23 protein-coding genes and 4 pseudogenes are annotated in these 26,453 nt (G+C 59.9%); 11 read left to right on the top strand and 16 right to left on the bottom strand.

All coding sequences use genetic code 11. The annotated features are described in order from the left end of the window. Nucleotides 1-154 precede the first annotated feature (154 nt). The gene (locus U5A52_RS39835; protein WP_321939697.1) at nt 155-664 is read left to right on the top strand and encodes an antitoxin Xre/MbcA/ParS toxin-binding domain-containing protein; all 510 of its coding nucleotides are present in this window, start codon (nt 155-157) and stop codon (nt 662-664) included. After that, nucleotides 661-1,143, top strand: a complete 483-nt coding sequence (locus U5A52_RS39830; RefSeq protein ID WP_321939695.1) for an RES family NAD+ phosphorylase — start codon at nt 661-663, stop codon at nt 1,141-1,143. The genes U5A52_RS39835 and U5A52_RS39830 overlap by 4 nt, the downstream gene beginning before the upstream one ends. A 138-nt stretch (nt 1,144-1,281) precedes the next feature. Here the strand turns inward: U5A52_RS39830 and U5A52_RS39825 are convergent. From U5A52_RS39825 to U5A52_RS39785, 9 genes and pseudogenes are all read right to left on the bottom strand, one after another. Then, a pseudogene (locus U5A52_RS39825) lies at nt 1,282-1,680 on the bottom strand (hemerythrin domain-containing protein); the annotation flags it as partial. Nucleotides 1,681-1,788: 108 nt separating this feature from the next. Further along, a complete protein-coding gene (locus tag U5A52_RS39820) occupies nt 1,789-2,136 on the bottom strand; it encodes a hypothetical protein (protein WP_321939693.1) in 348 nt (115 codons plus the stop codon). 326 nt (nt 2,137-2,462) lie between these two features. Then, nucleotides 2,463-2,678, bottom strand: a pseudogene (locus U5A52_RS39815) (c-type cytochrome). Nucleotides 2,679-3,146: 468 nt separating this feature from the next. After that, nucleotides 3,147-3,494: a carboxymuconolactone decarboxylase family protein gene (locus tag U5A52_RS39810; protein ID WP_321939691.1), complete on the bottom strand. Its 348-nt coding sequence runs from the start codon at nt 3,492-3,494 to the stop codon at nt 3,147-3,149. 229 nt (nt 3,495-3,723) lie between these two features. Next, nucleotides 3,724-4,155 (bottom strand): YeeE/YedE family protein, encoded by a 432-nt coding sequence (locus U5A52_RS39805; RefSeq protein WP_321939690.1) that lies wholly within the window; start codon nt 4,153-4,155, stop codon nt 3,724-3,726. 1 nt (nt 4,156) lies between these two features. Beyond that, a complete protein-coding gene (locus tag U5A52_RS39800) occupies nt 4,157-4,591 on the bottom strand; it encodes a YeeE/YedE family protein (protein ID WP_321939689.1) in 435 nt (144 codons plus the stop codon). 66 nt (nt 4,592-4,657) lie between these two features. After that, complete coding sequence (locus tag U5A52_RS39795) at nt 4,658-5,296, bottom strand: hypothetical protein (RefSeq protein ID WP_321939687.1); 639 nt, start codon at nt 5,294-5,296, stop codon at nt 4,658-4,660. A gap of 108 nt (nt 5,297-5,404) precedes the next feature. Continuing rightward, nucleotides 5,405-5,968, bottom strand: coding sequence for a Spy/CpxP family protein refolding chaperone (locus U5A52_RS39790; protein ID WP_321939686.1), 564 nt, complete (start codon nt 5,966-5,968; stop codon nt 5,405-5,407). Between the two features lie 939 nt (nt 5,969-6,907). Next, nucleotides 6,908-7,858: a universal stress protein gene (locus U5A52_RS39785; RefSeq protein WP_321939685.1), complete on the bottom strand. Its 951-nt coding sequence runs from the start codon at nt 7,856-7,858 to the stop codon at nt 6,908-6,910. Between the two features lie 160 nt (nt 7,859-8,018). On the opposite strand from U5A52_RS39785, the gene U5A52_RS39780 reads away from it, so the two are divergent. Then, the gene (locus tag U5A52_RS39780) at nt 8,019-10,358 is read left to right on the top strand and encodes a heavy metal translocating P-type ATPase (RefSeq protein ID WP_321939683.1); all 2,340 of its coding nucleotides are present in this window, start codon (nt 8,019-8,021) and stop codon (nt 10,356-10,358) included. A gap of 236 nt (nt 10,359-10,594) precedes the next feature. Here U5A52_RS39780 and U5A52_RS39775 read toward each other — a convergent pair whose 3' ends face one another. Together U5A52_RS39775 and U5A52_RS39770 are read right to left on the bottom strand one after the other, a co-directional pair. Then, nucleotides 10,595-11,488, bottom strand: a complete 894-nt coding sequence (locus tag U5A52_RS39775; protein WP_415774128.1) for a hypothetical protein — start codon at nt 11,486-11,488, stop codon at nt 10,595-10,597. An 889-nt stretch (nt 11,489-12,377) separates the two neighbouring features. After that, nucleotides 12,378-13,583 (bottom strand): IS110 family transposase, encoded by a 1,206-nt coding sequence (locus U5A52_RS39770; RefSeq protein ID WP_167449584.1) that lies wholly within the window; start codon nt 13,581-13,583, stop codon nt 12,378-12,380. 213 nt (nt 13,584-13,796) lie between these two features. Between U5A52_RS39770 and U5A52_RS39765 the strand changes: the two genes are divergently transcribed. The 4 genes and pseudogenes from U5A52_RS39765 to U5A52_RS39750 all read left to right on the top strand — a co-directional run bounded on the left by U5A52_RS39765 (nt 13,797) and on the right by U5A52_RS39750 (nt 15,936). Further along, on the top strand, nt 13,797-14,024 hold the full coding sequence (locus U5A52_RS39765) for a hypothetical protein (RefSeq protein ID WP_321939677.1): 228 nt from the start codon (nt 13,797-13,799) through the stop codon (nt 14,022-14,024). 240 nt (nt 14,025-14,264) lie between these two features. Then, nucleotides 14,265-14,780, top strand: coding sequence for a cytochrome b (locus U5A52_RS39760; protein ID WP_321939676.1), 516 nt, complete (start codon nt 14,265-14,267; stop codon nt 14,778-14,780). Between the two features lie 9 nt (nt 14,781-14,789). Then, a pseudogene (locus tag U5A52_RS39755) lies at nt 14,790-15,190 on the top strand (ATP-binding protein); the annotation flags it as partial. 176 nt (nt 15,191-15,366) lie between these two features. Continuing rightward, nucleotides 15,367-15,936, top strand: coding sequence for a cytochrome b (locus tag U5A52_RS39750; protein WP_321939673.1), 570 nt, complete (start codon nt 15,367-15,369; stop codon nt 15,934-15,936). 12 nt (nt 15,937-15,948) lie between these two features. Here the strand turns inward: U5A52_RS39750 and U5A52_RS39745 are convergent, their stop codons facing one another. Beyond that, complete coding sequence (locus tag U5A52_RS39745; protein WP_321939671.1) at nt 15,949-16,206, bottom strand: hypothetical protein; 258 nt, start codon at nt 16,204-16,206, stop codon at nt 15,949-15,951. A gap of 447 nt (nt 16,207-16,653) precedes the next feature. Here U5A52_RS39745 and U5A52_RS39740 point away from each other — a divergent pair, with 447 nt between their 5' ends. Next, nucleotides 16,654-18,324: an alkaline phosphatase family protein gene (locus U5A52_RS39740; protein WP_321939670.1), complete on the top strand. Its 1,671-nt coding sequence runs from the start codon at nt 16,654-16,656 to the stop codon at nt 18,322-18,324. A 366-nt stretch (nt 18,325-18,690) separates the two neighbouring features. On the opposite strand, the gene U5A52_RS39735 is transcribed toward U5A52_RS39740, so the two are convergent. From U5A52_RS39735 to U5A52_RS39720, 4 genes and pseudogenes are all read right to left on the bottom strand, one after another. After that, a complete protein-coding gene (locus U5A52_RS39735; protein ID WP_321939669.1) occupies nt 18,691-19,092 on the bottom strand; it encodes a hypothetical protein in 402 nt (133 codons plus the stop codon). Between the two features lie 246 nt (nt 19,093-19,338). Further along, nucleotides 19,339-20,235: a cation diffusion facilitator family transporter gene (locus tag U5A52_RS39730; RefSeq protein ID WP_321939667.1), complete on the bottom strand. Its 897-nt coding sequence runs from the start codon at nt 20,233-20,235 to the stop codon at nt 19,339-19,341. 652 nt (nt 20,236-20,887) lie between these two features. Continuing rightward, nucleotides 20,888-21,135: pseudogene (locus U5A52_RS39725) on the bottom strand (phosphate ABC transporter substrate-binding protein PstS); the annotation flags it as partial. An 11-nt stretch (nt 21,136-21,146) separates the two neighbouring features. Then, nucleotides 21,147-22,055, bottom strand: coding sequence for a LysR family transcriptional regulator (locus tag U5A52_RS39720; RefSeq protein WP_321939666.1), 909 nt, complete (start codon nt 22,053-22,055; stop codon nt 21,147-21,149). A gap of 307 nt (nt 22,056-22,362) precedes the next feature. On the opposite strand from U5A52_RS39720, the gene U5A52_RS39715 reads away from it, so the two are divergent. The 3 genes from U5A52_RS39715 to U5A52_RS39705 all read left to right on the top strand — a co-directional run bounded on the left by U5A52_RS39715 (nt 22,363) and on the right by U5A52_RS39705 (nt 26,030). Further along, the gene (locus tag U5A52_RS39715) at nt 22,363-23,244 is read left to right on the top strand and encodes an NmrA family NAD(P)-binding protein (protein ID WP_321939664.1); all 882 of its coding nucleotides are present in this window, start codon (nt 22,363-22,365) and stop codon (nt 23,242-23,244) included. A 49-nt stretch (nt 23,245-23,293) separates the two neighbouring features. After that, a complete protein-coding gene (locus U5A52_RS39710; RefSeq protein WP_321939662.1) occupies nt 23,294-24,031 on the top strand; it encodes an SDR family NAD(P)-dependent oxidoreductase in 738 nt (245 codons plus the stop codon). 796 nt (nt 24,032-24,827) lie between these two features. Then, nucleotides 24,828-26,030 carry an acetate/propionate family kinase gene (locus U5A52_RS39705; RefSeq protein ID WP_321939661.1) on the top strand — a complete coding sequence of 401 codons (1,203 nt, stop codon included), beginning with the start codon at nt 24,828-24,830 and terminating at the stop codon, nt 26,028-26,030. The last annotated feature ends 423 nt before the right edge of the window (nt 26,031-26,453 follow it).

Genomic DNA, 26,453 nt, shown 5'->3' with positions numbered 1-26,453 from the left:
ACGCGCTCAAGGATCCGTACATCTTCGACTTCCTTTCAGTCTCCGGCCGCAGGACCAGCCGGTGTAGCAGGCAACCAAATGGGAGATTCTTGATTCCTGATTGAGAGTATTCTAAAATGGGAGTAACGACATTCTCATATGGGAGGCTCACATCATGGCCCTGAATCAACCGTCCGGCCGTCATACGGCCGCGCGCCCGGCCGCAGCGCATGCCGGCAAGGCATTGGTCGGCTCTGGCCGGTCCTCCGGTTCCCACCCTGACGATATCGAAGCATTCCTCGTCCAGTTTGACCCGCTCGAGCAACGCCGGCAGATCCGCGAAGGCATCGAAGCGGTGATCATCGAGCGCGTTGCGAAGGACCTGTTGCACGTGCCGGTGCAGACACTGCTTGCGAATCTCAATCTGCCGAGTTCGACGATCCTGCGCAAGATGGCGCGCGAGGAGCGCCTATCGCCAGCCGAGTCGGATCGCGTCGCGCGCGTGCTCTATGTGCGTCAGCTTGCTGTCGAGGTGTTTGAGGATCCGGCGCTGGCTGCCGAATGGATGCAGCGATCGAACGCGGAACTGGGTGGGCTTAGTCCGCTCGAAGTGCTCGACTCACAACCGGGCTACGACCGCGTGCGTGAAATTCTGCTGCGCGTCATCCACGGCGTGTCTGCATGAGGCTTTACCGCCTGGCGAAAGAACGGCGCGGCTATTACCGCGCCGATGACCTGAGCGGCAATGGTGCGGCGATCGCCGGAGGCCGCTGGAACCCGCGCGGCATGCGGGTGCTCTACACGTGCTGCCACGCGTCGACAGCGTTGCTGGAGGCACTGGTGCACATGGCAGGCTTGCTGCCGGCCGGTGGCTATTTCCTGGTAACACTGGAAGTGCCGGACGCCATCTACGATGCCGCGTTCGCCCCGGACCCGCCGGAGGGCTGGGCAGACCTGACGCGAGAGCCTGCTGCGACAAGGGCGCTCGGCCGGCAATGGCTTGAGGCGGGCGAGCAACTGGCGATGCGAGTACCTTCGGTCGTCTGTCCGAGCGATTTCATTCTGCTGTTGAACCCGATGCATCCGGAGATGGCAAACATCAGGGTCATCAGCAGCGAGCCCTTTACGCTGGATCCGCGGCTGTTTGGTCAGGCGACGCGATGAGCGTGATGTCGATGGCCGGGGCGGAACGAAGCGCTCCAGCACATTGTCGCCGAAAAGCGGGTCACGACTGACTGGCACTGCCGCATCAACCGTAGCCCAGTCCTCCCCGGTCAACGCCTGCGCTGCGCGGGCCATCACATCCCGCTCCTCAGTAAAGATATGGTGGCGGTAGTACACAAGGTACGTAGCTGTGGCCGCCTCAAGATCCGCCCTCGGTGCCAGTACATCTGCTGCTGCGTCATTCAGGCGATTAGAGAGTTCTTCTCCGGCCGTAACAATCACTCGATGCTCTTGCAGAAGCCGGTTCACTACCAATCGAGTCCCGGGGTTCCGTTGGACAAGTCGCGCGTATGCAACGTCCTCCTGGGGATGATGGAAACGATCCGAATAGTCTCGCAAGTAGAAAAGGATATCGCCCATAAGGCCATAATCCGGACTATCTCCGCGGTGGAAGGCAGCGACCTGTTCATCCAGCAGATCAAGTAATCTCGCAAAATTGACATGATCGGCGTGCCAATTAGCAAGTGCGTTGGCCATGATGTGCCTCTTCGATGCGAATTCTGTGCGCGACAAGCAATCGCTCGTGTTCGGCGTGGTCTTCAGCGCGTACGTTCCGTCAAAATTCGAATACCGTCGGCCCAAACACTAGAGGGCGTACTGCAGGGCAAGATCGAACGCAATCAAAACCATCGAAAAACTGAGGCCCGCCAGAAGATTCGAAACCCGGTGCTCGAAGTCGTGATGTCGGCTGATCGACGCTCCAATCAGGAATACGACCGCGACAATGGCCTGGACCCCAACAAACACGAGCATGAGCAGGAACTCATAACCCATGAATCTGAAATTCGAGAAATGCATCCCGTAGTCGTAAATCCACCTGCCCACCCGATGAATTTCATACAGCAACAGGAGCATTGGAAACAGATAGCTCACGACGTAGGTCGGAACCGTCGCATGCCGCAGTTCGATATTGAAATGATGGGTGGCTTGCATGGTCACTCTCCCTGCATGTCTCGTGGTCTTGAGTTCCGTCCCGACCGCTTTCGGGAACGGCGGAAACCCGCGATTTACGACTCCAATGTGAGTCGCCCCTTGGCTACACCATGTTCCTGCTCGCGCGTAAGCACATTGACTTAGATCAATTTGAGATCCCGGTAGCAGAGTCGGACTCGGCAGTCAGCAAGAACGTAGCAAGGCCGCAAGCGGGTCGATTTGATCGCGACATCTCAATTAACGCCCGCCTCAACGGCTCGGCAGAATAGCGAAGGATGCACAGCGTCTGTGGATCGTCGCGGACATTGGCAAGGCCCTGACCTTTGCTAACGTAATTCAAGCCGCTCAGCGGCGGCTTTCGCTTCGTCGGAATCCAGCGGATGGGCGACTGCCGTCATGACGGGTGCATTGGAGCGTGTCTCGTTCTTAAAGACCTCGATCTGGAGTAGCAGGTACTTCTTGTGCTATCTGGCGAGGCGCGGAAAAGCACCGCCCCCCTGCCCCTGTGCTCCATGGCACGACGCGAGCGCCGCCCCCCCGATCGGGCACGCCGAGTTCGAAAATGTCCTGTCTCTTCGCCATTAACGCTTCGTCGCCTGGCACGCCGTGCACTGACTCCTGATGTGAGCAATAGTCAGCCAGCGATGCTGGTCGTGGCATCGTCGAGTCGCGAGGCGATAGCCTCAAAATGGGCACGCGCATCAGTTTCCCCGCGCGCGTGTTCGCGGAGTTTCTTGATCTGTTCTGTCGGGCATTCCGGCGTCTGCGCGCTCAACCTTGGAAAAATGGGTGTCGTCTCTCTTTTGCCATGCACTCCGTGGCTGCGCACAGTTGCGCAGCGAGACGTCTGCCGTCTTCGGCCCTTGCACACTACGCAAACCCGCCGGCGAGCGTCAAGCGGCGCATGCTGGGACGAGGGATGATGGGAAATGGCACGTTATGCCCCGACATCACATGCCCGCGCACGTGGGCACAATTGCCCAGCACGGTTGGACACGCGATTGCGCCTGTCAGGCGGAAAACTCATCGAACGCTGCGAGCGCGTGGGTGGCATACATCATCGACGGGCCGCCACCCATGTAGACTGCAGTAGCCAGCACGTCGTCGAGTTCCTGTCTCGTCATGCCGAGTTTCACCAGCGTCTGGACATGGAAGCCAATACAGTCGTCGCACCGGGAAGACACGGCGATACCCAGCGCGACCAGCTCCCGGGTCTTTTTGTCCAGAGCGCTGTCCTTTGTGCCAGCAGCCGCCAGTTGGCTGAATGCCGTCATCAGGTCTGGCTGCGTTTGACGCAGGGATCGCATCTGGTTGGAGACTGCGCGTACGACGTCCTTGAATACAGGTAATTCAGCCATCGCTTTTCCTCCGGTTACCAAGGGTCCAACGGTTAATTCGGAATTCAAAAAATGGCGAACCAGGCGAGCGGCTATCGACCTGGTCATTAGGCCACGCGATTCCGGCATCGGCTCCGCCCCATTCCCCGATCAAGTGCTGTGTGCGTTCAAGCTGTGGTTCGAGGAAATCAAACCATACGAACCCGGGACCCACTGTGACAAGCCGCGAGTCGTAGTTGTGTGCCCTTGCTTACGCCCGTTGCATGCCCGATTTCGTCCGTTCGACGAGTTCGAATACGGCCATACCCACCACCATCGCTGCCACGAATCCAATGGCCTTCGGATAGCCCGCACCCAGTGCAACCAGCGCGGGCCCCGGGCAGAAGCCCGCCAGGCCCCAGCCGATACCGAAAGCGGTGCTGCCGAGGACGAGCCGTGGCGTAATTGTCGTGCTTGCCGGAAGCTGCACAGGCAAGCCCAGTAATGAACGCGTACGACGTCTCGCGACGAAGAACGCGAGCGAAGCCACCACGATGGCGCCGACCATCACGAACGCGAGAGAGGGGTCCCAACTACCGGCGATGTCGAGGAAGCCCTGCACCTTGGCCGGGTTGCTCATGCCGGAAACCATCAAGCCAACGCCGAATATCAGCCCCGAAAGCAGTGCCGTAAGGATTGCCATGTCAGCCTCCAATCAGGTGCCGTTGCACAAAGACAGTCAGAAATCCCGCCGCCATGAAGGTCAACGTGGCGACGAGCGAACGCAGCGAACCGCGCGAAAGGCCACACACGCCGTGGCCACTGGTGCAGCCGCTGGCATATCGGGTGCCGAGCCCCACCAGGAAGCCCGCTGCCAGGGCGACGCTCCAGCTCGCCTCGATATCCGCAATTGCCGGCTTGTCGAGCAGGCCTGCAATGACTGGGGCGATAACGAGGCCTGCGACAAAAGCGAGGCGCCAGCCGCTGTCATTGCGTGGCAGGCACAACAGGCCACCGACGATGCCGCTGATGCCGGCGATGCGGCCGTTGAACAGCACGAGTACGGCGGCCGCCAGGCCGATGATGAGTCCGCCGCTCAGCGAGAGACCGGGAGTGAAATGGGTGAAGTCGATCAACATGATTTGTCCCCTGAAGGATTCGCGCAGGACTGTTGATAACGCAGCTAGCTGCACAATATCACCAGGTCAGGAACCGACTGAGCCCGCGTCATTGCCGTTGGATTGTCTGAGCGGCCGCCGCCATTTCAGTTTTCGCTGTTCAAGGAGCAGTTTCCAGTCGAGCTTCATGAGCCCGTACACGAGCCCGAGAAACGCCAGTTGCGAAAGCACGAACCCGACGCCGAGATACTGCCCTTCAAACAGGGCTTCGGGATCGACGAGCGATGAAGCGAACCGTCCCAGGTGAGCCCAGATCGTGTAGCTGACGATGCGCCCGGCAAAGAACGCTGCACCGACGAAGCCGAGCGGCAGCGCCGACAGTCCGTAGGCAATGAACAGGTAGCTGGACGGAAGCGGACTGAGCGCATACACGAGAAAGGCGCCAGCTGTCTTCTCCCTGTGCTTGCCGAGCCACGTGCTAACCACGTCAATGTTTTGTCGATCGGCGTCGCGCAACCAGCGCCCTCTCACCAGTGACCGGGAGAGTGCAGCAAGCGTGAGTCGACCTGCCGTTGCAGCACTGGCCGCCACGGCAGCAACAAGCAGCATGTTCCCCTCATGGATGTTGAAGCCAACCCACGACATCGCCATCCAGGTCGGCGGCGCAAACGCAGGCATGAGATTGATCAGCAACACGATGACGAACAGGAGCGCCAGTGTTTTCACGTCAATCCCCCACGTGCGCGTGCACATTCGGCTGGTTGGTGGCGACCTCAACGAAACCGACGCCACGATTTCCCGCCGGGCAGCACACGCTGCGGGCTCCATTTCGCGTCAGTACTCGCGCAACCGTTCGCGCTGCTCTCGGGTCAACAGTGCATCGATACGCTTGTGTTCGTCGACAGAGATCCCGTACATCTGCTTGCGCAGGTCGCGCATGGCGGCGTAACTGGCGTCGATGGCTGCCTGGTCGCGCTTGGGCGCGGCATAAAGATCGCGAAGCGTCGACTGTTCATCGAGCATCTTGCCCATCAGTAGCCAGCGGGCCTTGCGCGATTGATCGACGATCGCATTCATGCGCGATTGCTGGTCGTGGGACAGTTTCAGGCCAGGATCCCAACCAATATGGTCGACGCCACAACCATAGCCATAGCCATAGCCATAGCCATAGCCGCCCATCATGCCTGGGCCACCCATACCTGAGCCCATCATTCCTGCGCCCATGCAGTCGCCGCCGCAACCTTCCATCATGCCAGGGCCGCCACCGTATGGTCCGTTGCCTCTGGCAGGCAGATTACCGCCTTGCTGTGCGAAGGAAGCCGCAATCGGCGAGGCAACCAGCATTGCGACGACACAATGTCGCAACGCACGCAGAGTGAATATCCTGGGATTCATCATGTCCCTCCGCACCGAGCCGATCCGCAATCGGGATAGCCGAAGATTCAGCGTATAGGACGGCGGGACGACGTGATTGATTTGTGTCAATTCATGACGGGGGAAACGACCGGAGCCGGGCGCCATCAATGGCCAATCGCGAGGCGACTGCATGCATGTCCATGAGTTCCCGGTTGACATACATCAAGCGTTCACAGCCCGCTTTGCCTACTGTGATGTCGTGGCGGGTCTTGTAATGGCGCGCCGTATCCGTAACGCCATCAACCAGGTATTCTGATGTCCAGATTTCACAGAGGCGCACTTCTCGCCTTGTTAGCCTGTATGGTCCACGTCGGTCATGCGCAGACGCCGCTCACCCCCGTTATACGTAACGGCATTTCGTACATTACGGGTGGGGTTGGGAAAACCGAGGTCGAGGCGTTCCGGTCCGCGGCCAGCAAGTACAACCTGCGAATGACGTTCGCGTCGAAAACGGGTTCTTACCTTGCCGAGGTCGACGTCAGTATCTGGCCCGTGACCGGTCAGCGCCTGATGCGCGTGTGGACAGAAGGCCCATTCCTCTTCGTGCGCGTGCCCCCTGGGTCTTACAGGATCGAGGTTCATTTGCGCTCGCAGAGCGAGATGCGTACGGTTCAGGTTCCAGTGAGTGGGAGCACCGAGGTGACTTTTCATCTGGAAGATCCCGACGAGTGTGGAGTCATTAAAGTTTGCGGCCCGCATGGATAGACCAGAAGTGCACCTGTGCCCTCTGGATGGAACCGACGGGCCCGAACGTAGCGTGATGAGCCACTGGAAGCCGGGCCGATTGTTGACGAGGCGCGCAAGCGGGACGCGAATCTGCTCGTCGCGGGCATGCACAGCACGCACGATCCATCGGCGATGGTCAGCCAGGCCGCCGGGCGCCAGCGATGACGCATCGGAAAGTCCGTCCTGAGGGCTAGCCTAGCTGTCTGCTGGAGGCACCAGCAATAGAGGAACCGAAGTCAATCTCAACGTCCGTTCAGCGACACTGCCGAGCAGCCAGCGCGTCAGGCCGCGCCGCCCGTGTGTCCCGAGGACAACGAGTTGTGCCTTCCAGTGCTGCGCGTCGCGCTCAATCGTATGAGGCACGTCGTCATACGTGCTCCCTGTCTTGATGAGCGCCGTCTCCACTACCTGTTTGCTTTGCTGATCGTCCGTGGCAAGTTCGTCGCCTGCCACCTTGAGGGCAACCTGGCCGCTCTTCATGAGCGTATCTTCGAGCTGCTCTTCGAAAGGTCCGGTCCCCGGTGCAAGCAGTCGATCAACGACGTAAATGACGCGCCAATCCGCGCGTGGCGCCGAAAGCCTGGCACCTGCCCGCAAAGCGTTCAGGGACACTTCGCTACCGTCGATCGCGAACAGGACCCGCGAAGGAGGACCATCCGACCCGCCTTCATATTCGCCCGGGACGATCAGGGTCGGCGCATGAAGCAGCCGCGCGAGTGGCGCGGAGACCTCGCCCTCCACCCACCGCAAGAGGGCTCGATGATGACGCGCTCCGAGCACAACCAGATCGGGTGACCATTGCGATATTGCTTCGGCGAGCGCGTGGACAACGTCGCCGCCTTCCCTGCAAAGGTCGATAAGCTGACCCTCGACCTGCGCCCCACATCCATCCAGTTTGGCTCGCGCGGCATTGATGGCCGCCTCTGCGTCGAGTCGCAATTCATCGGGCGCCGCCTGGAGTTGCGCTCCAGCCCACCCACCGAGGGGCACAAGCGTGTGCGGGTTTTCGGCCACAGATACCACGCGCACTGTGGCGCCCGCATGCAGGAGCCTGCGCAGGTAGCGCAGCGCTGCGGCCGACGCGGGCGTGGAATCAACAGCGACGAGGATCCTCGCGAAGGGAAACGGCGCGTTCCTGGCAGTCATTTCAGACCTCATGATCGATGCGGAATAGCAATTTAAATGCTGCCGTGGAGCTGTCACCGGCAATTGACTCAAATCAACGCACTTTGCGGTGGAACCATCAACGTATGCCGTGTGACTTAGCGCAGCTGGCCCTGTCGCCCTAACCTGTCTCCGGCACATCATGAAGCCTCCCTCCCCACGCGACCGGATATGGCATGCTTTCTTTTCCAAACACGACCTCTCCCGATCGTTGAATGCGTTCCTGCTAGCCCTTTGCGCCATCACCCTGGTCGCGGGACTCCTGTGCTGGCGCGCCGGCTCACCTGACGTGGCGCGCATGATCTGGCTGGCCGGTCCGTTACCCGTTCTCGCCGCCCTCGGCGTCTCGATCCTTGCTGCGCTGTGCCGACGTGAGGCTGGAATAGACGTTCTTGCCGCGCTGGCCATTGCTTTTGCGCTGCTTCTGAACGAACGGCTGACTGCCGCCGTTATCGCCCTGATGCTCGCGAGCGGTCGGACCCTGGAAGATTACGCGCGCGCCCGGGCGCGCTCGGAGATGACGGCCCTGCTTCGCCATGCGCCGCGCGAAGCGATCCGGTCTGACGCTGGCAAGTGGACGCCCGTTGCGCTTGATCACGTTGTGCCGGGTGATCGGCTGCTCGTGCGACATGGTGAAGTCATACCCGTCGATGGAACCCTGACGGGCGCGGCCGAGCTGGATGAGTCGACACTGACGGGCGAATCACGCAGCCGGGCGTGCGCCCCCGGTGAAGTGGTTCGAAGTGGTGCCGTGAACGCGGGTTCACCCCTTGAGATGATCGCGTCCGCCAATGCCGCCGACAGTACATTTTCCGGAATCGTACGGATGGTCGAATCTGCCCAGCGAGCGCGCAGCCCCGCGGCACGGCTCGCCGATCGCTATGCGCTTGGATTTGTCGCCTGCACTCTGCTTGTGGCCGCGGGTGCCTGGATGGCGAGCGGCGAGGCGATCCGGGCGCTCGCGGTGCTCGTCGTCGCAACGCCCTGCCCGCTGATACTCGCGGTGCCAGTCGCGATCGTTTCGGGCATGTCACGCTGCGCGCGCCGCGGCGTGCTGATCAAGGACGGTGGAGCGCTCGAACGACTCGCGGTTGCACGCACCCTGTTTTTTGACAAGACGGGAACGCTGACCGCCGGCCATGCACGGCTCGTGGCGATTGAGACTGGTCCGGCAGACACCCCCGAGCGCGTGTTGCACATCGCTGCCTCTCTCGCGCAGGCCTCGGGCCACGTGATTTCCGACGCGCTCACATGCGAAGCCCGCGCACGGCAGCTTCCCCTATCTGCGCCACAGAGCGTACGTGAAACGCCTGGCGCAGGAGTCACGGGAAACGTCGACGGTCATATAGTCGCCATCGGATCGTTTGACTTCGTGATCACGACTGCTCCTGCTGCGCCCTGGAGTGAAAGGCTTCTTCGCCGCGTTGCCCGCGAGGGTGCATCGGCGGTCTATGTCAGCGAGGATGGTGTCATGATCGGCGCCATCCAGTTGGCCGACCGGATCCGTACGGATACACCTCGCGCACTCAGGCTGCTCCGAAGGGAGGGCGTCACGCGCATCGAAATGTTGACGGGCGACCGCGCAGACGTCGCGGAAACGGTTGGAGCGATACTCCAGGTCGACGCGGTGCACTCCGGCCAGACGCCCGCGGACAAGCTCGCTGCCATCCAGAAAGCGCGGAGGGGCGGCCCCGTCATGATGGTCGGCGACGGAGTGAATGATGCACCGGCTCTGGCCACAGCCGATGTCGGTATTGCAATGGGGGCTCAGGGAGCGGCTGCATCGTCAGAGGCGGCCGATGTGGTGCTGCTGGTCGACCGGCTGGACAGGTTGGTCGATGCACGACGCGTGGCACAACGCACCCGCCGCATTGCGATCGAGAGTGTGTACGTTGGCATGGGACTCTCCCTTGCCGCAATGGGCTTCGCAGCAATCGGCGCCCTGCCCCCGCTGGCCGGCGCGGTGCTTCAGGAATTTATCGATGTCGCCGCAATCGCAAACGCCCTGCGCGCATTGCGGGTTCCGTCTGCAGGAACGGCCGGCTTCCTGCCGCCCGTCGCAGCCGAGCAGCTCAAGAGAGAACACGTCCAGCTCGAGCCGGTCATCGAACGGATCCGGCAGCTTGCCGACGAGATGCCGGTTTTGCCCGCGACAGCGGTTAAAGGCAGGCTTGCCGATCTGGGTGAGTTGCTGACGCAGCAGCTCATACCGCACGAGAGGCACGACGATGCGCAGGTCTACCCGCGGCTCGCGCCACTACTGGGCGGCGATGATCCGCTCGCATTGATGAGCACGGCGCACCGCGAAATCTTCCATATCACGCGGACGCTCACCCATATGGCGAACGACATGCCGGAAGACGGCCCGGATGCCGACTGGTTGCGTGAAATCCAACGCGTTCTCTATGGCCTCTACGCGATTGTGCGCCTGCACTGTGCTCAGGAAGACGAGATTTATCACACACTTGGCGATAGCGCATGACTGGACGGCGAACCTCCTCAGCTACCGCCTTGCAGCTTGTTCCGCCGCGCCGTTCCGAATCGACTTCCCACACTGAAACATTATTTTATTGCTTGTTTCATTTAACAGATGGAGACGCGCGCCGATAACCCGATCGGCACAGCGTCCCGAAAGGGGGCTAGCCAGGTGAAGCCCTACCAGCTCGGCGAGGCAAATTCATCGACTTCCGAGCCTGATGCTAGCGTCTGGTCTCCAGACTATTGTTCCATCGGCAGGCGCCGGTATTCCTGCTGTTTCATTTGCATGTACTGCTGCCGATCGATTTCGTGCAGCTGTCGCGGATATTGTTCGCTGGCGCTGTACCAATTGCTCAGACGTTGCTCAAGCCGCATATCGGGACTGCCCGGCGGCTCGCCCAGCCACGCGTCAATAGCCAGGTAGTAACGCATGGTGTTGCGCTCCACGAGACCGCGCATACCATCGACGTATTCCGGCTGTAGCGCGGACGGATCCGCGATGTTAGTGAAACCAACCTTGCCGCTACCGAAAGTTGACAGATAGCCTTTTATTGCAAGACGTCCTAACGTGCCGTAACTATATGCGTAGGTTAGATGCAGGAATGTCCGCTCGCTATCGAGCGATACCACTTCGAGGGCGATCTCATAATCCCGAGTGTTGAGCGGACCGCTGTCCGCGTGGAGCCTTACGCGAAAGTATCCCGGGCTCGAGATCGGCGCGTCATAATTGAAACGCAATTGATAAGTCGACCCGAGCTCTGTTGCGGCTTCCCTCTGGCTGATGTTCACGGTTATGGTGTTGCCGTTGCTACTGTCCGAAACATGGCAATACTTGACGTTGGGATGCAAAAGCAATACATCGCACCAGTGAGCCGCGCCTTTAGACGGGTCACCAAGCGCGTCGCTCACGGTTGCGAATGGATGGTCCATTACAGCGTAGATTTCGCCCGTGACCGTAGATGGCGACTCCTGGGAATCGAGATACAGTCTCCGATGAAACGAGTTATGGTCAAGCAGCAGTTTCATGCTCAGGTATGTGGTGCGCAAGCGGGCGGCATCGTCAGATGCCTCGGCTAACAGCTGCGGGCACAGCAGGCTGGGCGCCCCCAGAAAGGTCAGCACGCATAGTGTCATGCGGAGCCGGACGCTCACTGTGCGAGAACTGTGCTTTCTCCGATGTCGGCCAGAAATTGCGAGACATCGGACGTTGGCAATACGTGGTCCACTTCCTTTTAGACGCCACATCGTGTTGCTCCGTTGTCACACGCGATCGCCGCCGGCCAGTTGGACTTTTTTGGCTGCACTGCCAATTGTGAAATCCGTCATTTCACAGCACATGCGGAATTATGAAAAGCGTCAATGTCCGACCTTCATGACGTCGATGAATGACGCTCTCCCGCGCTTTCACATTTCCGCGGCACAAGTGATCGCCTCGTCATCGGTTTTGCCACGCGGCCCCCCGCTGGGGCTTCCTCCGGTAGCGCATATGTTGGACCCGAAATAAAGCGCGGGACAGGTGTTCGACGTTGTTAACCAAAGATTAGGGCTTCTCACGGTTCGCGCTCGCGCGCCGCAACTGGACAGGTGGTGCAGAGGCAATTATGGGAGTCCGATTGCGTTTGAGAATAAAACGGACACTTTGACAGTATGCCTACTTCGCGATCGCATGTCTCCAGTCCCAACGCTCACTGCTGGACCTGCCAGAAGTTCCCGCCTCGACGATTACGGGCTGGCTGCTCCCGATTGAGAGTGATCTTCATTCTAGTCGGTGAGCGCCGCGCCACGCTCCCAAAGACGCGCCGCGTCCTTAAGTCTGCGCTAACGTTGTCCCACGTACGATCGCGGGATTGCAATACAACACGAGCAGAACGCGCATGTCCAAGGCTTCGTTTCCCCTTCGCACCAGCGTGTTGTTGTGCACGTCACTTCTCGCGGTCTCGCCATTCGCACAGGCCGGGGAGATCAAGATGCTGATGAAGGACATGATGCTCGCCATGCGGGGGGGGTGCCCCTATGTGATTCGTCAAGCGGTAGGGGCGGATTTTGGTTGGTAGAGGGTGCCGTCGCGCAGCATGGCGAACAGCACGTCGCAGCGTCGTCGAGCGAGAGCGATGAGCGCCTGATTGTGGCGCTTGCCCTGCTGGACCTTGCGCGCATAATAGTCCCTTGAGATCGGGTCTCGCAGGGCAGCAAAGGCCGAGAGGAAGAGCGCTCTCTTGAGTACCTTGTTGCCCCGTCTGGACGGGTGTTCGCCACGGATGGACGAGCCCGAGCGTCGGGTCACTGGGGCGAGGCCGGCGTAGGCGGCGAGATGCGCAGCCGATGCGAAGGCTTTGTGAGCGACTTCAGTGAGGAGTCTGGCGGCGGTCCTGACGCCGACTCCCGGCATGCTGGTCAGGACCGGCCAAAGAGGGTGTGCATGCACCAGACGTTCAACTTCGCTGGCAACCTCCTCGCGTTGCTTGCGCAAGGATGCGAGTTGCTGGGCAAGACGCGGCATGACGATGGTTGCGGCCTGAGTACCGGGCACGATCACAGCCTGTTCGCTGAGCGCCTGGACGATGTCGGCAGCCAGGCTCTTGCCCATGCGAGGTGCGAGCTTGGTGAGGCGGTTGGCGAGTGTTTTCTCGCTGGCCGAGGCGAGCTCGGCGGGTGACGGGTATCGCTCAAGCAGATCGAGCACGGCCGGATGGTCGAGGCGCGGCCCCAGGACCCTTTCCAGCGCCGGATGGATCTGGGTGAGCAGACCTCGAATGCGGTTGCTGGTCTGCGTGATCTGGGCCGCCAGATCGTCGTCGAAGCCGCACAGCATGGTGAGTTCGGCGAGTGGTTCGTCGGCCAGCCGAAGTGAGCGCAGCGTATGCGGCATTGAGCGCGCGGCTTCAGCAATGATGGCGGCATCGCGAGCATCAGTCTTGGCTTCACCGGCGTGCAGGTCGGCGATGCGGCGCATAGCCAGACCCGGTAGATATGCGACCAGAACACCTTCATCACGGGCGACTGCCACGGGCAACGCGCCGATGGTAGCGGGTTGATCGACGACGAACAGGAGCTGGCCGTGCGTCTTGAGTTCGGTAATGAGTGCGCGCAGCTTGGCCTCATCGTTGGGCAGCGCCTTGTTGTAAAGGCGCTTTCCGCGCCGATCGAGGGCGACGGCGTGATGGTGGCCTTTGCCGACATCGACGCCGACGAATACATCGACAGAGCTATGTTGTTGGTTTTCTTGCATCGAAGGCTTTGCAGGTTGGGCTGTTTGGCCTGCAACATCGGTGGCAAGTCTCGGCATCCACGTTACGGACGGCCTCAAGATATCCTGGCCGAGCCCCTATTAGCGATCACCAGCCACCCACCAGGCCCGGTGACAACACCCCCCGGATCATGACTGCGACTGGGGGCGAGAATCATGCCGGGCCTAGCTGGCCAAATCCTCGATTGTCGAGGAATGAAGATAGTAACGGGGGCGATGGCAGGCACGACAATGCCCGCCCTGAGCAGTTACGTGGGCCGCCTGGAACGTGACGTGGAGCAAGCCAGTCATCAACCTTACCGCGACGACCAACCTGCCTACGACGAAGGCATGCAGACTCTATGGCGCGAACTCGCCGAGATTGTTCAGGCCATTCGCGCAAACGACATGACCAGGAAGCATTACCCCGACCTGCTGGGCTGATGACACGTCGAATCGACCGGGAGCCCGACACTTGAAAAACTCTTCGCGCTATCCATTTTCAGTTAGCCTTCTGCACTGGTTGCTGGCCATCGCGGTGATCGGCAATCTCGTTATCGGCTGGCTGCTCGTCGACAGGGAGGAACTACTCGCCCCTTCACGAGTTGATTGGCATTGCCATCCTCGCCCTGGCACTCACCCGCCTCACGAACCGGTCGCGCGCGGGCCAGGTTGCCGCCCTCCGTGAATGAGGCAGGTACACCCGCATATTTCGCAGAAAGTGCAGCCCATTGCCTGCTCTATGTGCTGACGATATTGGCCCTTCTGCTCGGGTGGCTAAAAACCAATGCAGCAGGACATGCAGCCAGTTTCTTCGGACTCCTCTCGTTGCCGACGCTGCTGTCCAGAGGCGAGGAGTTATCACACTGGTTAGTACAATTTCACGCAATAGCGGCATACAGCCTGGCTGCACTGATAGGTTTGCACATGCTCGGAGCGCTGGTGAACCGGCTGCTCAAGGGGCGCAATATCCTTCCACGCATTCCTCCCTTTACCCAAGGCGAAACACGTACCGGAGTGACCGAAGCGGAACGCCCGCGTCGCGATCCCGCGGGTTGCGACGTTTCGCTTGCTAGCCCAGCATACGGCACATCAACGCCCAAGGATTCGCCCTCGTATCGTCCTCGATGGCCTGCGCGTCAACAGTCTTCTATGGGGTGCAATCTGCTCGCCAACCGTAAAACGGGCCGGCATACGTAGGTACCGTACGCTGAAGCAAATGAGATCGACCTGGAACTGGTCGCCACCGGCGGCGTCACCACAAGCGGCAACACTGACGGTCTGCGCATCCTGCTCAACAACCTGGTCGACAACGCAATCCGCTACGCCGGAGCCCGCGCGTGTTGACGTCATCGTGCACCCCGAGGATGGCTGCGCCGTGCTCTAGGTTCGCGACACTGGCCCGGGCATTTCGAAGGAAGACCGTGCGCGCGCACGGGAACGCTTTTACCGCGGCACCGACCACAATCCGTCGGGCAGCGCTCTGGGCCTATCGATTGGCACACGCATAGCAGATGCAGCATCATGCCAACATCTCGCTTGGGAACGGCGAAGAGAAGCACGGGTTGACCGTAACCGTGCGTTTTCCGCCTGGCGCACCAGAAAACTGAACGGCGCGACAACAAGTTAGGCCACCGGGAGAATCTGCTGCCGGAATCTAGTCCTCCTGAGACAAGGCGAACTTCGCATGTCACGTTACACTATGATGCAATTGCGTGTCTTGTTCACTAGTCTGCCGTAACGCGCGGCGGCCATCCACCCGGATTCGCATATTGGAGACGCCACGGTGAAGAATTCTGCCGCCCGCTACAGTTCGACCGCCCAGTTTTTCCACTGGTGCACAGCAATCATTGTCCTCGTGGCGTTTATCTATGGCCCCGGCGGACCCGAACAGCGCGTGTACTCGTCCGCGCATGAGTTTGACCGGAGGCTCCACGAAACGCTGGGATTGTGCGTGTTCGCACTTACTCTCATCCGCTTGCTGTGGAGGACGTTCGACGCGCACCCCGAAACCCCCAAGATATCCCGCTGGATGGTTGTACTGGCAACGATCGTGCAGGGCGTGCTGTATCTGCTGCTCCTCGCCCTGCCTCTGACTGCCATCGCGGGTGCCTGGCTGGAAGGGCATCCCTTGACGCTCGTCGCTGGAGTCAATATTCAGCCTTGGGTCGGCACGGCACACGACAGAGGCGCGACTTTCGCGTCGGTCCACAAGTGGCTCGGCGACACCATCATGTGGCTCGCGGGATTCCACGCATTCGCTGCACTTTTCCATCACATCGTTCTCAAGGACGGCGTGCTGACCACCATGCTTCCGCGCTGGGTTCCAGGGGGACGGGCAAACATCGATCATTGAGCCCATTGCTGGTCAGAAGCGTTTGGAGAACCCGACGGTCAGGCCATGAGGCAGTATCTGGATGGAGATCGGCGTATCCCAGGTAGTCGCGAAATACCCGACGACTGTGCCTGGCGCCCAACCGGTGAGAACGTCCGTGTGCCAGTGCGCCTGCGCCTTCATCCGCGCCACCGCCTCATAGGCAAGCAGCAATTCAAGTCCCCGGACCCAGGGGTAACGCCGTCCGTAATTCGCGATAAACGGCGTGACGAAGCTTGCCTGCAGGGGCATCTCGCAGCGAACGGCAACCGGTGCATCAGCCGTCTAATGACTGTCCAGCCCCTGATAAGCACTGCCCAACGTCTGGTCCTGCGTGCCCTTGCCGAGACGTTGCGCGACATCGTTGCTGTTCCCACGCGCCGGACAGGGCAAAGCGTCGGCCGAGGATGCCGCCCCGCTGAACGCTCAATCAATCGTCCCGGCCGTCTAGCGCTGGATCGTTGCCGCGTGCGCGGGCTGCATCCTGACGATCCAGCAGGCCACCGTCCGTGAAGCGGAGCTGCTCCTGCACCATTTGCAATCTGTTCAACCGCGCGCTTTCTCCGCCCGTCGTGGGAGAATGGGCGATGAACAACATTTCAGCCAGGCGGTCTACGACAAATACTACCGGGACTGGATCTGTTTCGGTCGGGTGTAAGGTAAGCGTCACGGGGAAACGAAATTGACCGGGAGCCTGACATGCACTGGCGACATATTTCACTTTGTTCGCTCATCGCCGCAGAGTGCGCATTGACAATTGCATGGGGTGCGAGTGACGGCCATGGCGTCAATCGCCTGAAAGACGTTCGTACGGCCACCCCAATCAAGCACCTCGTTGTGATCTATGGCGAGAATGTTTCGTTCGATCACTACTTCGCAACGTATCCACATGCGGCGAATCCATCTCGCGAGCCGGCGTTCAACCCGCGGCCTGGTACGCCCAAGGTAAACGGTCTTTCAGAAGCCCTCCTCTCCAGGAATCCGAATTCTGCGAATCCGGCTAATGGCGCGGGCGCGTCCAATCCGTTTCGCATCGACCGTGCGCAGGCAGCTACCGCCGACCAGGATCACGCCTACACGGCAGAGCAGCAGGCGTATAACAACGGTGCGGCCGACCTCTTCCCGAAGTACACAGGCAGGGGCAACAGTACGAGCGATGACGCCGGTGCCACTGGCAAGACTGGCCAGGTGATGGGCTATTTCGACGGCAACACGGTCACGGCGTTGTGGAACTACGCGCAGCGATTTGCGATGAGCGACAACGCGTGGTCGTCGACCTACGGCCCGTCGACGCCGGGCGCACTGGAGGCGATCTCGGGTCAAACCAACGGCATGAAGACTGTGCTGACGACGACGAAGCCTTCGGTCGCAGGTTCATATTATGTGAACGACGCACAGGGCGGATTCACACTGATCAACGACGTAGATCCGGCCTTTGACAGTTGCTCGAGCAAGCGCGACACCGTGATGATGACGGGCCGGAATATCGGCGACCTCTTGAACGCGCGCAACATTACCTGGGGCGGCTTCATGGGTGGCTTCAACCTGGAGACGGTGAACAGCAACGGCACGACCGCGTGCAGGCGCAGCTCGCTATCGGTGGTCGTCGGCTCGGCCACGGTCGACTATATTCCACATCACAACTGGTTCCAGTACTACGCATCGACGTCGAATCCGAGGCACTTGCGCCCGAGCTCCATTGAGGCGATCGGACACTCCCTCGAAAAAAATGGCCAGACCCCGGATCCCGCCAACCACCAATACGATTCCGATGATTTCTTCGATGCGGTGAACGCCGGTAACTTTCCGGCAGTGAGCTTTCTCAAGGCTCCTGCGTTCGAGGATGGACACGCCGGATATTCAGACCCACTCGACGAGCAAGCTTTCGTTGCGAAGGTCCTCAACTTCCTTCAGCGACAGCCAGACTGGGCGAACACCGCTGTTATCGTGACGTGGGATGACTCCGACGGCTGGTACGACCACGCGTACGCAATACCGTCGAGTGCTTCGTATGATGCGGTCGCAGACCAGTTGAACGGCCCGGGAACCTGCGGCAGCGAGCCGCCGCACGATGGCTTGAACGGAAAGCCCGTGAACGGCCGCTGCGGCCCGGGTACACGCATACCGTTCCTGGTGATCTCGCCTTGGGCGAAAGAGAATTTCGTCGATCACACGTTGATCGACCAGTCGTCCATTGTTCGATTCGTCGAGGACAACTGGCTCGATGGAAAACGTATCGGTGGCGGATCGTTCGATGGCAAGGCAGGCAGTATCATGGGCATGTTCGATTTCAGCCGTCGCGGCGAAGAGCGCAAGCTGTTTCTGGATCCACGGACGGGCCTCGAGATTGACAAGGCTCCGAAAATCTAACGCAATGGCGCTCTGCATAGGGTGAAGGTTCTACATGGACGAGGACGCATTCCGGGAATGCATAAATATCCCAACGCAGGACCGTCCCGTTTGCCGCGCATACCCTGCAATTAGGAGGCCACGGGAGGCGGTGGCCGCCTTGGCCAGGATCAGTAGACGCGCCGGTGTGTTACGGGAGCCTGTCCATCACGGTTGAATTGCTCCATGTCGGGCATGGCTGCTCCCGTGACGCATCACCGTTAAACCGTGAGTGTCATATCCATCCAGCGACAGGACGATCGAGCAACCCGCAAGGATCTTATGCCCCGCCACCCCGAGCCACGCGAGCGGGGAGGGATGCACGACGTCGCTGCTACGCATCTTTCGTCATCGACAGAATGTGTCCCTGCGCAAACCTGTGAGTTGCACATGCAGCACAACCAACGCACGCAGCGGGCAGGCAGCAGAAATCGATACCGCCGGACTATTGCCATCCGCTGTGAACATCGCGTCGTTCCGCTCAAGCGCCGCGTTAAAGGCAACGTGTGCTGCCTGTCTGACTGCCGCAACCGCACATATCAGCAGCAGGACGGCGACCGCGCGGAAATCGTTCGAGGTAAAATGTTCCTCCGGAATGCGAAATAGAACCATCGCACCCAGCACGGTCATCTGGAGCACCATCGCTGCAAGACACGCGATCTTGAGGTGGGCCCGCAGCACCATCAAAAATCTCCGCAATCTCTTTTCGGGTAATCTGGCATCCGAAATGAGCATGAATGGCATTCTCATTCTGGCCTCCGTTTTGCAACAAAAATGATTGTGCTGGCTCCGCAAATTGCACACGAACGGTTACCTTTTCTCTCTGCTACTCCAGGGTCTTTTCCTGAAGATGTGCCGAAGCCGGCGATCACGGTGGGCCACCGGTACATTGAGGCGCGCTCACACCGGTCGGGGCTCAATGCCCCTTCCTCAGGCCGCGGTCGATCAACCAGCGGGACGAAGCCGGGCATTCTCGCCAGCCGTGCCTGAATGGTCTCATCCTTGCCCGCGAACGGGGTCAACATGTGTCATGACGCTAAGTACAGGATGGCGGTCCACCAGATTACGTTCTACGCACATGGCAATTTCGTGGCCTTCGACGATCGACAGGCGCGGGTCGACCTCGAGATGGACATCGACCACAATCATGTCTCCCATCTTCCGTGTCCGCAGATCGTGAAATCCGGCGACGCCATCTACTTCACCAAGCGTTTGGCGGATCGCTGCGACCTCGCAGTCGTCAGCAGCGTGATCCATCAGGTCGTTCATCGCATTCCAGGCGAAACCCCACCCCATGCGCGTCACCATGAAACCGACGATCAGCGCCGCAACAGGATCGAGAATGGCGTAACCGGCAAGATTGCCGACAATACCCGCTGCGGCCACCAGTGACGATGCTGCGTCCGAGCGTGCATGCCAGGCATTGGCGGCCAGCATGCTCGAACGGACGCGTTTTGCGACACGCAGCATGTAACGAAATAGCAATTCCTTCGCTACGAGCGCGCCACAGGAAACCCACAATGCGATGGCGTGGACACGCGGAATCGAGACGGGATCGCGAAACTTTACAATAGCGGTCCAAAGCATGCCGATGCCGACAGCCAGCAACAGGAGGCCAAGGAAAAGGGATGCGGCATTCTCGTAGCGCCGGTGTCCGTACGGATGGTCCTCGTCAGGACCCTTTCTGCTTTGCCGACCCGCAAAGAGAACGACAAAATCCGCCACCAGATCTGACAGGGAATGGATGCCATCGGAAAACAGTGCCTGGGACCCTGCCAGGACTCCGATGATGATCTGCGTAACCGAAAGCAGCAGGTTCATGCATAGGCTCACCATCGTGCTGCGTTGAGCCGCCCCGCTATGATCCCGCATGACCTTTACTCTAACTGTCATTTGATCAACCAGGGTGTATGCGCTCGTAAACGCGAATGCCTGAAATGTTCAGGCCTTGATTATCTCACGCCCCCCAAATGGCGGCGTGGCCAGGTTATTGTTTTTAATGACAAAATAATGCGAATAATTCGTAGTTTCTTTTGCTTTATCAGTATTGGGAAATCAGAATCGGAATGCGACATCACACGACGTCTCACGAGGGGCGGATTCCCTTTCATCCGCACGGTGATAGCACATGTTACATACGGCGCGGATGTGCAAATGTGACGACAGCAGTGAACCGCGAGCGCAATCTCACTGGAATCAACAACCGGTATCGGTGGCAGAGATGCTCTCGTCGCAGTCCTCGGGACAAAGTGTACCGGTCCCGGTATAAGCCAGATTGGTTGGAGACCCGCTGTTCACCCCCTGTTGCAGCACGTTTCCCCTCGGATGAACGAGTCCGCGGTTGACGCTCGTGAGAGCTTTCCCGTTCCCCGAGAGAGCGCCCGACGAATATGACGACGGGTACACTGGTGAGGTGGTAGTCCAAGCGGAGCTGGCCAATGTCCCGGGCAAGACCGCCGGAATGCACGAATTGTAATCTCGTTCGCTTACCCGTCTCGCTGGCGGCCGTCGAACCTCGGAAAGACGGCATGCCAGACTCCTTCCGGGCAATCGCCTTGCCACTCGCGTTCCGTGATCTTCGACTTCCACTGCTGCCCGATTTCGCTCACGACCTATTGAGGCCGCGAGATGTAGTCGAGGTTGTCGGCAGCCGGCGTGACATTCTTGAGGGCCCAGTCGAAAACTTGAGCGTTTCCTCGGCCACGGCTTGACCTGTGTTGCGTGCAGAAGAACGAAGGTCGCGCCGACGACTGGCTATGCATCCTTGCCCGGCTCGTTCGTGAAGAAATGGTAGAGCGGCTCCTTCATTCGGATTCGCGATCAGAGGGTGGGTTGGTCTTAAGTTCTGTGGCGATGAAGTCGACGAATGCGCGAGCAGCTTTGCGAGTCGCTCGTCCCATCGGGAAATACGCGTGAACGGGGAGTTCCATCGTCTTCCAGTCGGGCAACATCAACAATAATTCTCCGGTTTGCACTTCCCGTCTGCAAGCCCAGGAAGTTGTGGCGGCTATACCTAAACCACTCGCCGCAGCGGCAAGCGCGCCCGCCGTATCGTTCGTCGCGACATGGGGCTCCACCTCGACCGCCACAGTATTTCCATCGCGCTCAAACTTCCAGGATCGTGAATTCGGTGCTGCCGGCCCGGTAACAATTCGATGCTTCTCCAGGTCCGCCGGCTCTTTGGGCATGCCGTGGCGCGCAACGTAGGCTGGCGATGCAACGAAAGCTCGGTGCATTGTCCCAAGCAGCCGCCTGGTTCCAGACGCATCTGGAAGCACACCCACTCTGATACCAACGTCGACTGCATCGCGCACCAGGTCCTGCCACGTGTCGTCGAGGAGGAGCTCAACGCGCAGCTGAGGATGCCGCTCAGTAAATGGCGACAACCTTGGCATGATGACACGCGTGCCCATCGTCGAGGGCATGCCAACACGCAGCAATCCACGAAGTTCACCCGTCTCGCGCACGCTGTTCTGGGCGTCTTCTATGGCCGCCAACGCAGGCTCCATGCGAGCAAGAAACTCGAGCCCCGCCTCAGTCGGGACGACAGCGCGCGTCGTACGCGTGAGCAACCGGACGCCGAGGTTCGCCTCGAGTTCTGCGACCATCCGCGAGACCTGCGACTGGGCCAGGCCGCCTTCCCGCGCGGCTGCGGAAAAGCTGCCTAGCCGCGCGACGCGGGTGTAGAGCTTGAGCGTTAGAAGGTCTTTCAAGTCTCACCTTTTTCCGTGGCAATGCCGCCGCTCGAACACAAGCGCACAACCTCGTATCAGCCCGCATAGATTGTCGGCAATCGGCGCCACTTCGTTCACAGCGACACCATCTACGCGCGCCGTGTTCGCCTGGTCTTCCATCTGTCGGGTTGCGCCAAACGCCGACTTATGCTGTCACAGCATAAATGTTAGACGAAATCAGTGGCTACCGGGTCAGAGGAAGCTGCTCCATCATTCACCTCAACGCAGCGACCACGACACGAGTCGTGCGCGTTCCACCCAATGTGACCTCTCAGGAGCTACTGTCATGTCGAAGAAAGTATTGATTACGGGCGCCACCGGTGACACCGGTGGCGCAGCGGTTCATGAAGCGATTGCCCTCGGTCTACATGTCCGCGCGATGGTGCGCAAGATTGACGAGCGTTCCGATGCGCTCGCGGCGCTAGGTGCCGAAGTGGTAGTCGGTGACATGTTTGACGTCAACTCAATCCGTGCCGCACTCGAAGGCGTCGAAGCTGCCTACTTTGTCTACCCTGTTGCGCCGGGCCTGCTTCACGCTACCGTCAACTTCGCACAGGCGGCAAAGGAAGCGCGCACGAAGGCGGTCATCAATCTTTCACAGCGTTCGGCAAATCGTCATTCGACCAGCGACTCATGCCGTGATACGTTTATCTCGGAAGAAGTATTCAACTGGTCGGGCGTGCCTGTCATCCATCTGCGCCCCACCTACTTCCTCGACTGGCTGCTGTATCCGTTCCAACTCCCGTATCTCCAGCACGGCGTTTTGCGTATTCCGGCCGGCAAGGGGCGCCATTCGGCCATCGCAGTCGCAGACCAGGGCCGCGCGATTGCCGCGCTGTTGAAGAACCCGGAAGGCCATATTGGTACGACGATTGACCTCTCGGGTCCGGCCGAAATGGACCACGAGCAGATGGCCGCGGAACTGAGCGAAGCACTCGGCCGCAAGATTGTGTTTCAAGACCTGCCGATTGACGAGTACACGGCGTCGCTCACCGAAATGGGCGTACCCGAGTACGTCGTCAAGCACTTCGCAGGCGCAATGCTCGACTATCAGAACGGCCATATGTCCGGCGCCGACAACAACGTCGAGAAGCTGACTGGCCGCCGCTCCATGACAGTTGGTGAATTCGCCAGACTCCACGCAGACAGACTCAACGCCCAACGATAGCCAAGGGACCGGCTTTCGAGCCGGTCCCACTGAGAAAAGGAGAATCATCATGAACATCACAGGCTCGATCGCTTTCGTCACTGGCGCCAATGGTGGCCTGGGCCGAACCTTTGTTGCGGACCTGCTGGACCGTGGCGCAGCCAAGGTATATGTCGCAGCACGCGACACCGCTTCACTTCACGAACTTCTCAAACACGGCGACAAGCGTCTCGTACCGCTGCCGCTCGACGTGACCGCCCCGGACCAGGTCGCCGCTGCAGCCAGCGTCGCGCCTGACGTGTCACTGCTCATCAACAACGCTGGGTATTCTGCTTTCGAGGGGTCGATTGCGGCACCCGATATGGAAGCTGCGCGACGCGAAATGGAAGTGAATTACTTCGGCACGCTTTCGATGACGCGTGCCTTCGCTCCCATTCTCGCGGCGTCGAGGAGTGGCGCCGTGCTCAACATGCTGTCCATGCTAGCGCTCGTGAGCTTGCCAAAGGCCGCGACATATTCTGCGTCTAAAGCGGCGACTCTTTCGCTGACCCGAAGCATCCGCGCTGAACTCGCCGCACAAGGCACACAGGTGGTCGGCGTGATTGCCGTGCAGACCGATACCCCTATGGGTGCAAACATGCCTGAGCCGCGTATGACGCCGCAGGAACTCGTTTCGGACGCGCTGGATGCCGTGCAAGCGGGCACGAACGACGAGGTCGTTGCTGGTGGTCAGTCGCGGATGCTCTACGAACGGTACATCGCGGACCCGAAGGCCTTGCAGGCAATGATGTCAGCCAGATTGCCTTGATGCCTGGATTCTTCACATTTCAAATCCAAGGAAAACGTCATGGACTAAGCAAATCAACGACCCGTACAAAGCGGTCGCGCTGGACGTGGCGGCGCTCAGGGCGAATTCCGACGTCCCCGGAGGTTACACGACGACACAGATCATGACGATGTCCAGTATCATCGCGACCCTTGATTCAGTTTATCCTTGAACCGACAAGCAGCACCTGAAAGCCATTCTCGAGCCGGCGTAGGCGCACATTTCAGGTGACGTTAGCAAACGGTTTCGGTAACTGGATTCTCTTAAATCAACTATTCGGCTGCTTGTACATCTGCTCGGATCGCCACCGACGCACTGATGAGTCGATGCTCGGCGGTCTCCCAAGAAAGCACTGTTGTTAGGACCCAGCAATCAGCCGACCTGTAGGTGACGGCCGCCATACTGGTCGGCAGACCCGATGCATCGTCGATGCTGGTAACAGCGTCGCGGCTTGCGCACCGGTGTCTCGACGTGAACGCTTGCAATCATTACGCCCCAGTCCATGACTGCTCACGCGCGCGATGACGTACATCCATCGCTGCAATTGGCATACGTGTGTAGCGACACGGATCAGCCACGGCGGCCCGCGATAAAACCGGCGATCCGGAGCACCATGAAAATGGCCTGACCTGACAACGGTTATTGTCCGGCTCTACGTTTTCCCGTCCAGATTGATCTGGGTCAGTGATGAGATTAGTTCACGTTGCAAACTTCATCGCACTTCTCGAGCCGTGTGACGTCGTTTCACAGCGGATCCCTGACGCATTTTGAGGTGCCAATGCGCACGCTTGCACTCCTTGTCATCAACACGGGTTCGTCGAGCATGAAGTTCGCGATATTCGCCTGGCCGCCGCATGGTGATCCGGATCGTCGGTCCTTGCACGAAGGGGAAGCGGTCATCACCGGCAACGACGTCGCAATTCGCTTCGATGCTGCCCCCGAGAACACGCTGCCACAAGCTGCGGGCGCTGATCCCTTTCACGTCATTCTCCAGCACGTCGAGAGGTGGATTCTCGAAAAACTCTCTCATGTTACCTTGGGCGCAACTGCGCACCGCGTCATACATGGCGGCACTCACTACGCAGGTCCGGTCCTCGTGGATGATGAAGTGCTCTGCGCGTTACGCAAGCTCACGCCGCTTGCGCCTCTGCATCAGCCACACAGCCTGAACGCAATCGCCTCGCTGCGAACGGCCTTGCCGACTGTTCCGCAAATTGCGGTGTTCGATACGGCATTCCATCACACATTACCGCGCAGCGAGCAGTTGCTGCCGCTGCCCTATGCGTGGTTCGACAAGGGCGTGCGTCGTTATGGTTTCCATGGCTTGTCCTATGAGTACCTCAGCATTGCGCTTGGCGAAGCCTTCGGTGCACGCGCACATGGACGCCTGATAGCTGCACATCTTGGCAGCGGCGCGAGCCTGTGCGCGATGCGCTCGCTTCGCAGTGTCGCAACGACAATGGGGTTTTCCGCGCTCGATGGATTGATGATGGGCACGCGCTGCGGCACGCTCGACCCCGGCGCTGTGTTGCATCTGCTTGACGTCGAACATCTCTCTCATAAGGCGCTCGAGCACATCCTTTATTGTGAATCGGGGCTGAGAGGCGTATCCGGCATCTCGTCCGACCCACGGGTCCTCCTAGAACGTGAGGCGAATGGAGATGCCAGGGCGCGCGATGCGCTCGCCCTATATGTTCAGCGTATCGTGCGTGAAATAGGTGCCATGATTGCCTTGCTCAGGGGCGTGGATATGCTGGTTTTTACGGCTGGCATCGGTGAGCATTCTTCGGTCTTGCGTGAGCGGATCTGCACGGCGCTCGGGTGGGTCGGCGTAGCGCTTGACCCTGTGGCCAACGCAGCGCATGCCCACGTGATCTCGCTTGCATCGAGCGCGGTCAAGGTAGTGGTCGAACCGACCAACGAGGCGTGGATTGCCGCCCGCGACGCGATACGGCTACTGCGCGCCGGTAGCGCCGCATGAAGTGTTATGTTCACAGCCGGGGTTTGAAGCCCAGACGGTAAGCGCTTGCGTTTCGAGCGCAAACTTGCGCATAAGATTGCGAACCGGTTTTTTGACTCACGTCTTCCTGCTCTTGGCGCGCCTGGGCTGCCCTGGCCCCTCCTAGACGACTCGCGCAGCCACGTCCTGAACAGCCGCTGCTACTTCCGGTGTCGCCCCGGCCGGCCCGAATGACGCACTTTCGATCGCGTAGATTGAACGTCCGGTGACGCCATTCCTGGCTCCAGTACAGGCGCGATAGCCTGGCGCGCCCGAATCTGTGGCTAGATCCCGCCCCAGGCAGAAACTGCGAACCAGATATTCGTGAGGGAAACGTCCGCCCAGTAAAACTCCTCCGCTCGAAGCCCGCGACGTTCGCGGATTACAGGGAATTGGAGATCGATC

It is taken from the genome of Paraburkholderia sp. J8-2, assembly GCF_905220195.1.
Taxonomy (GTDB): Bacteria; Pseudomonadota; Gammaproteobacteria; order Burkholderiales; family Burkholderiaceae; genus Paraburkholderia.
This window is presented reverse-complemented; position numbering and strand designations above follow the sequence as displayed.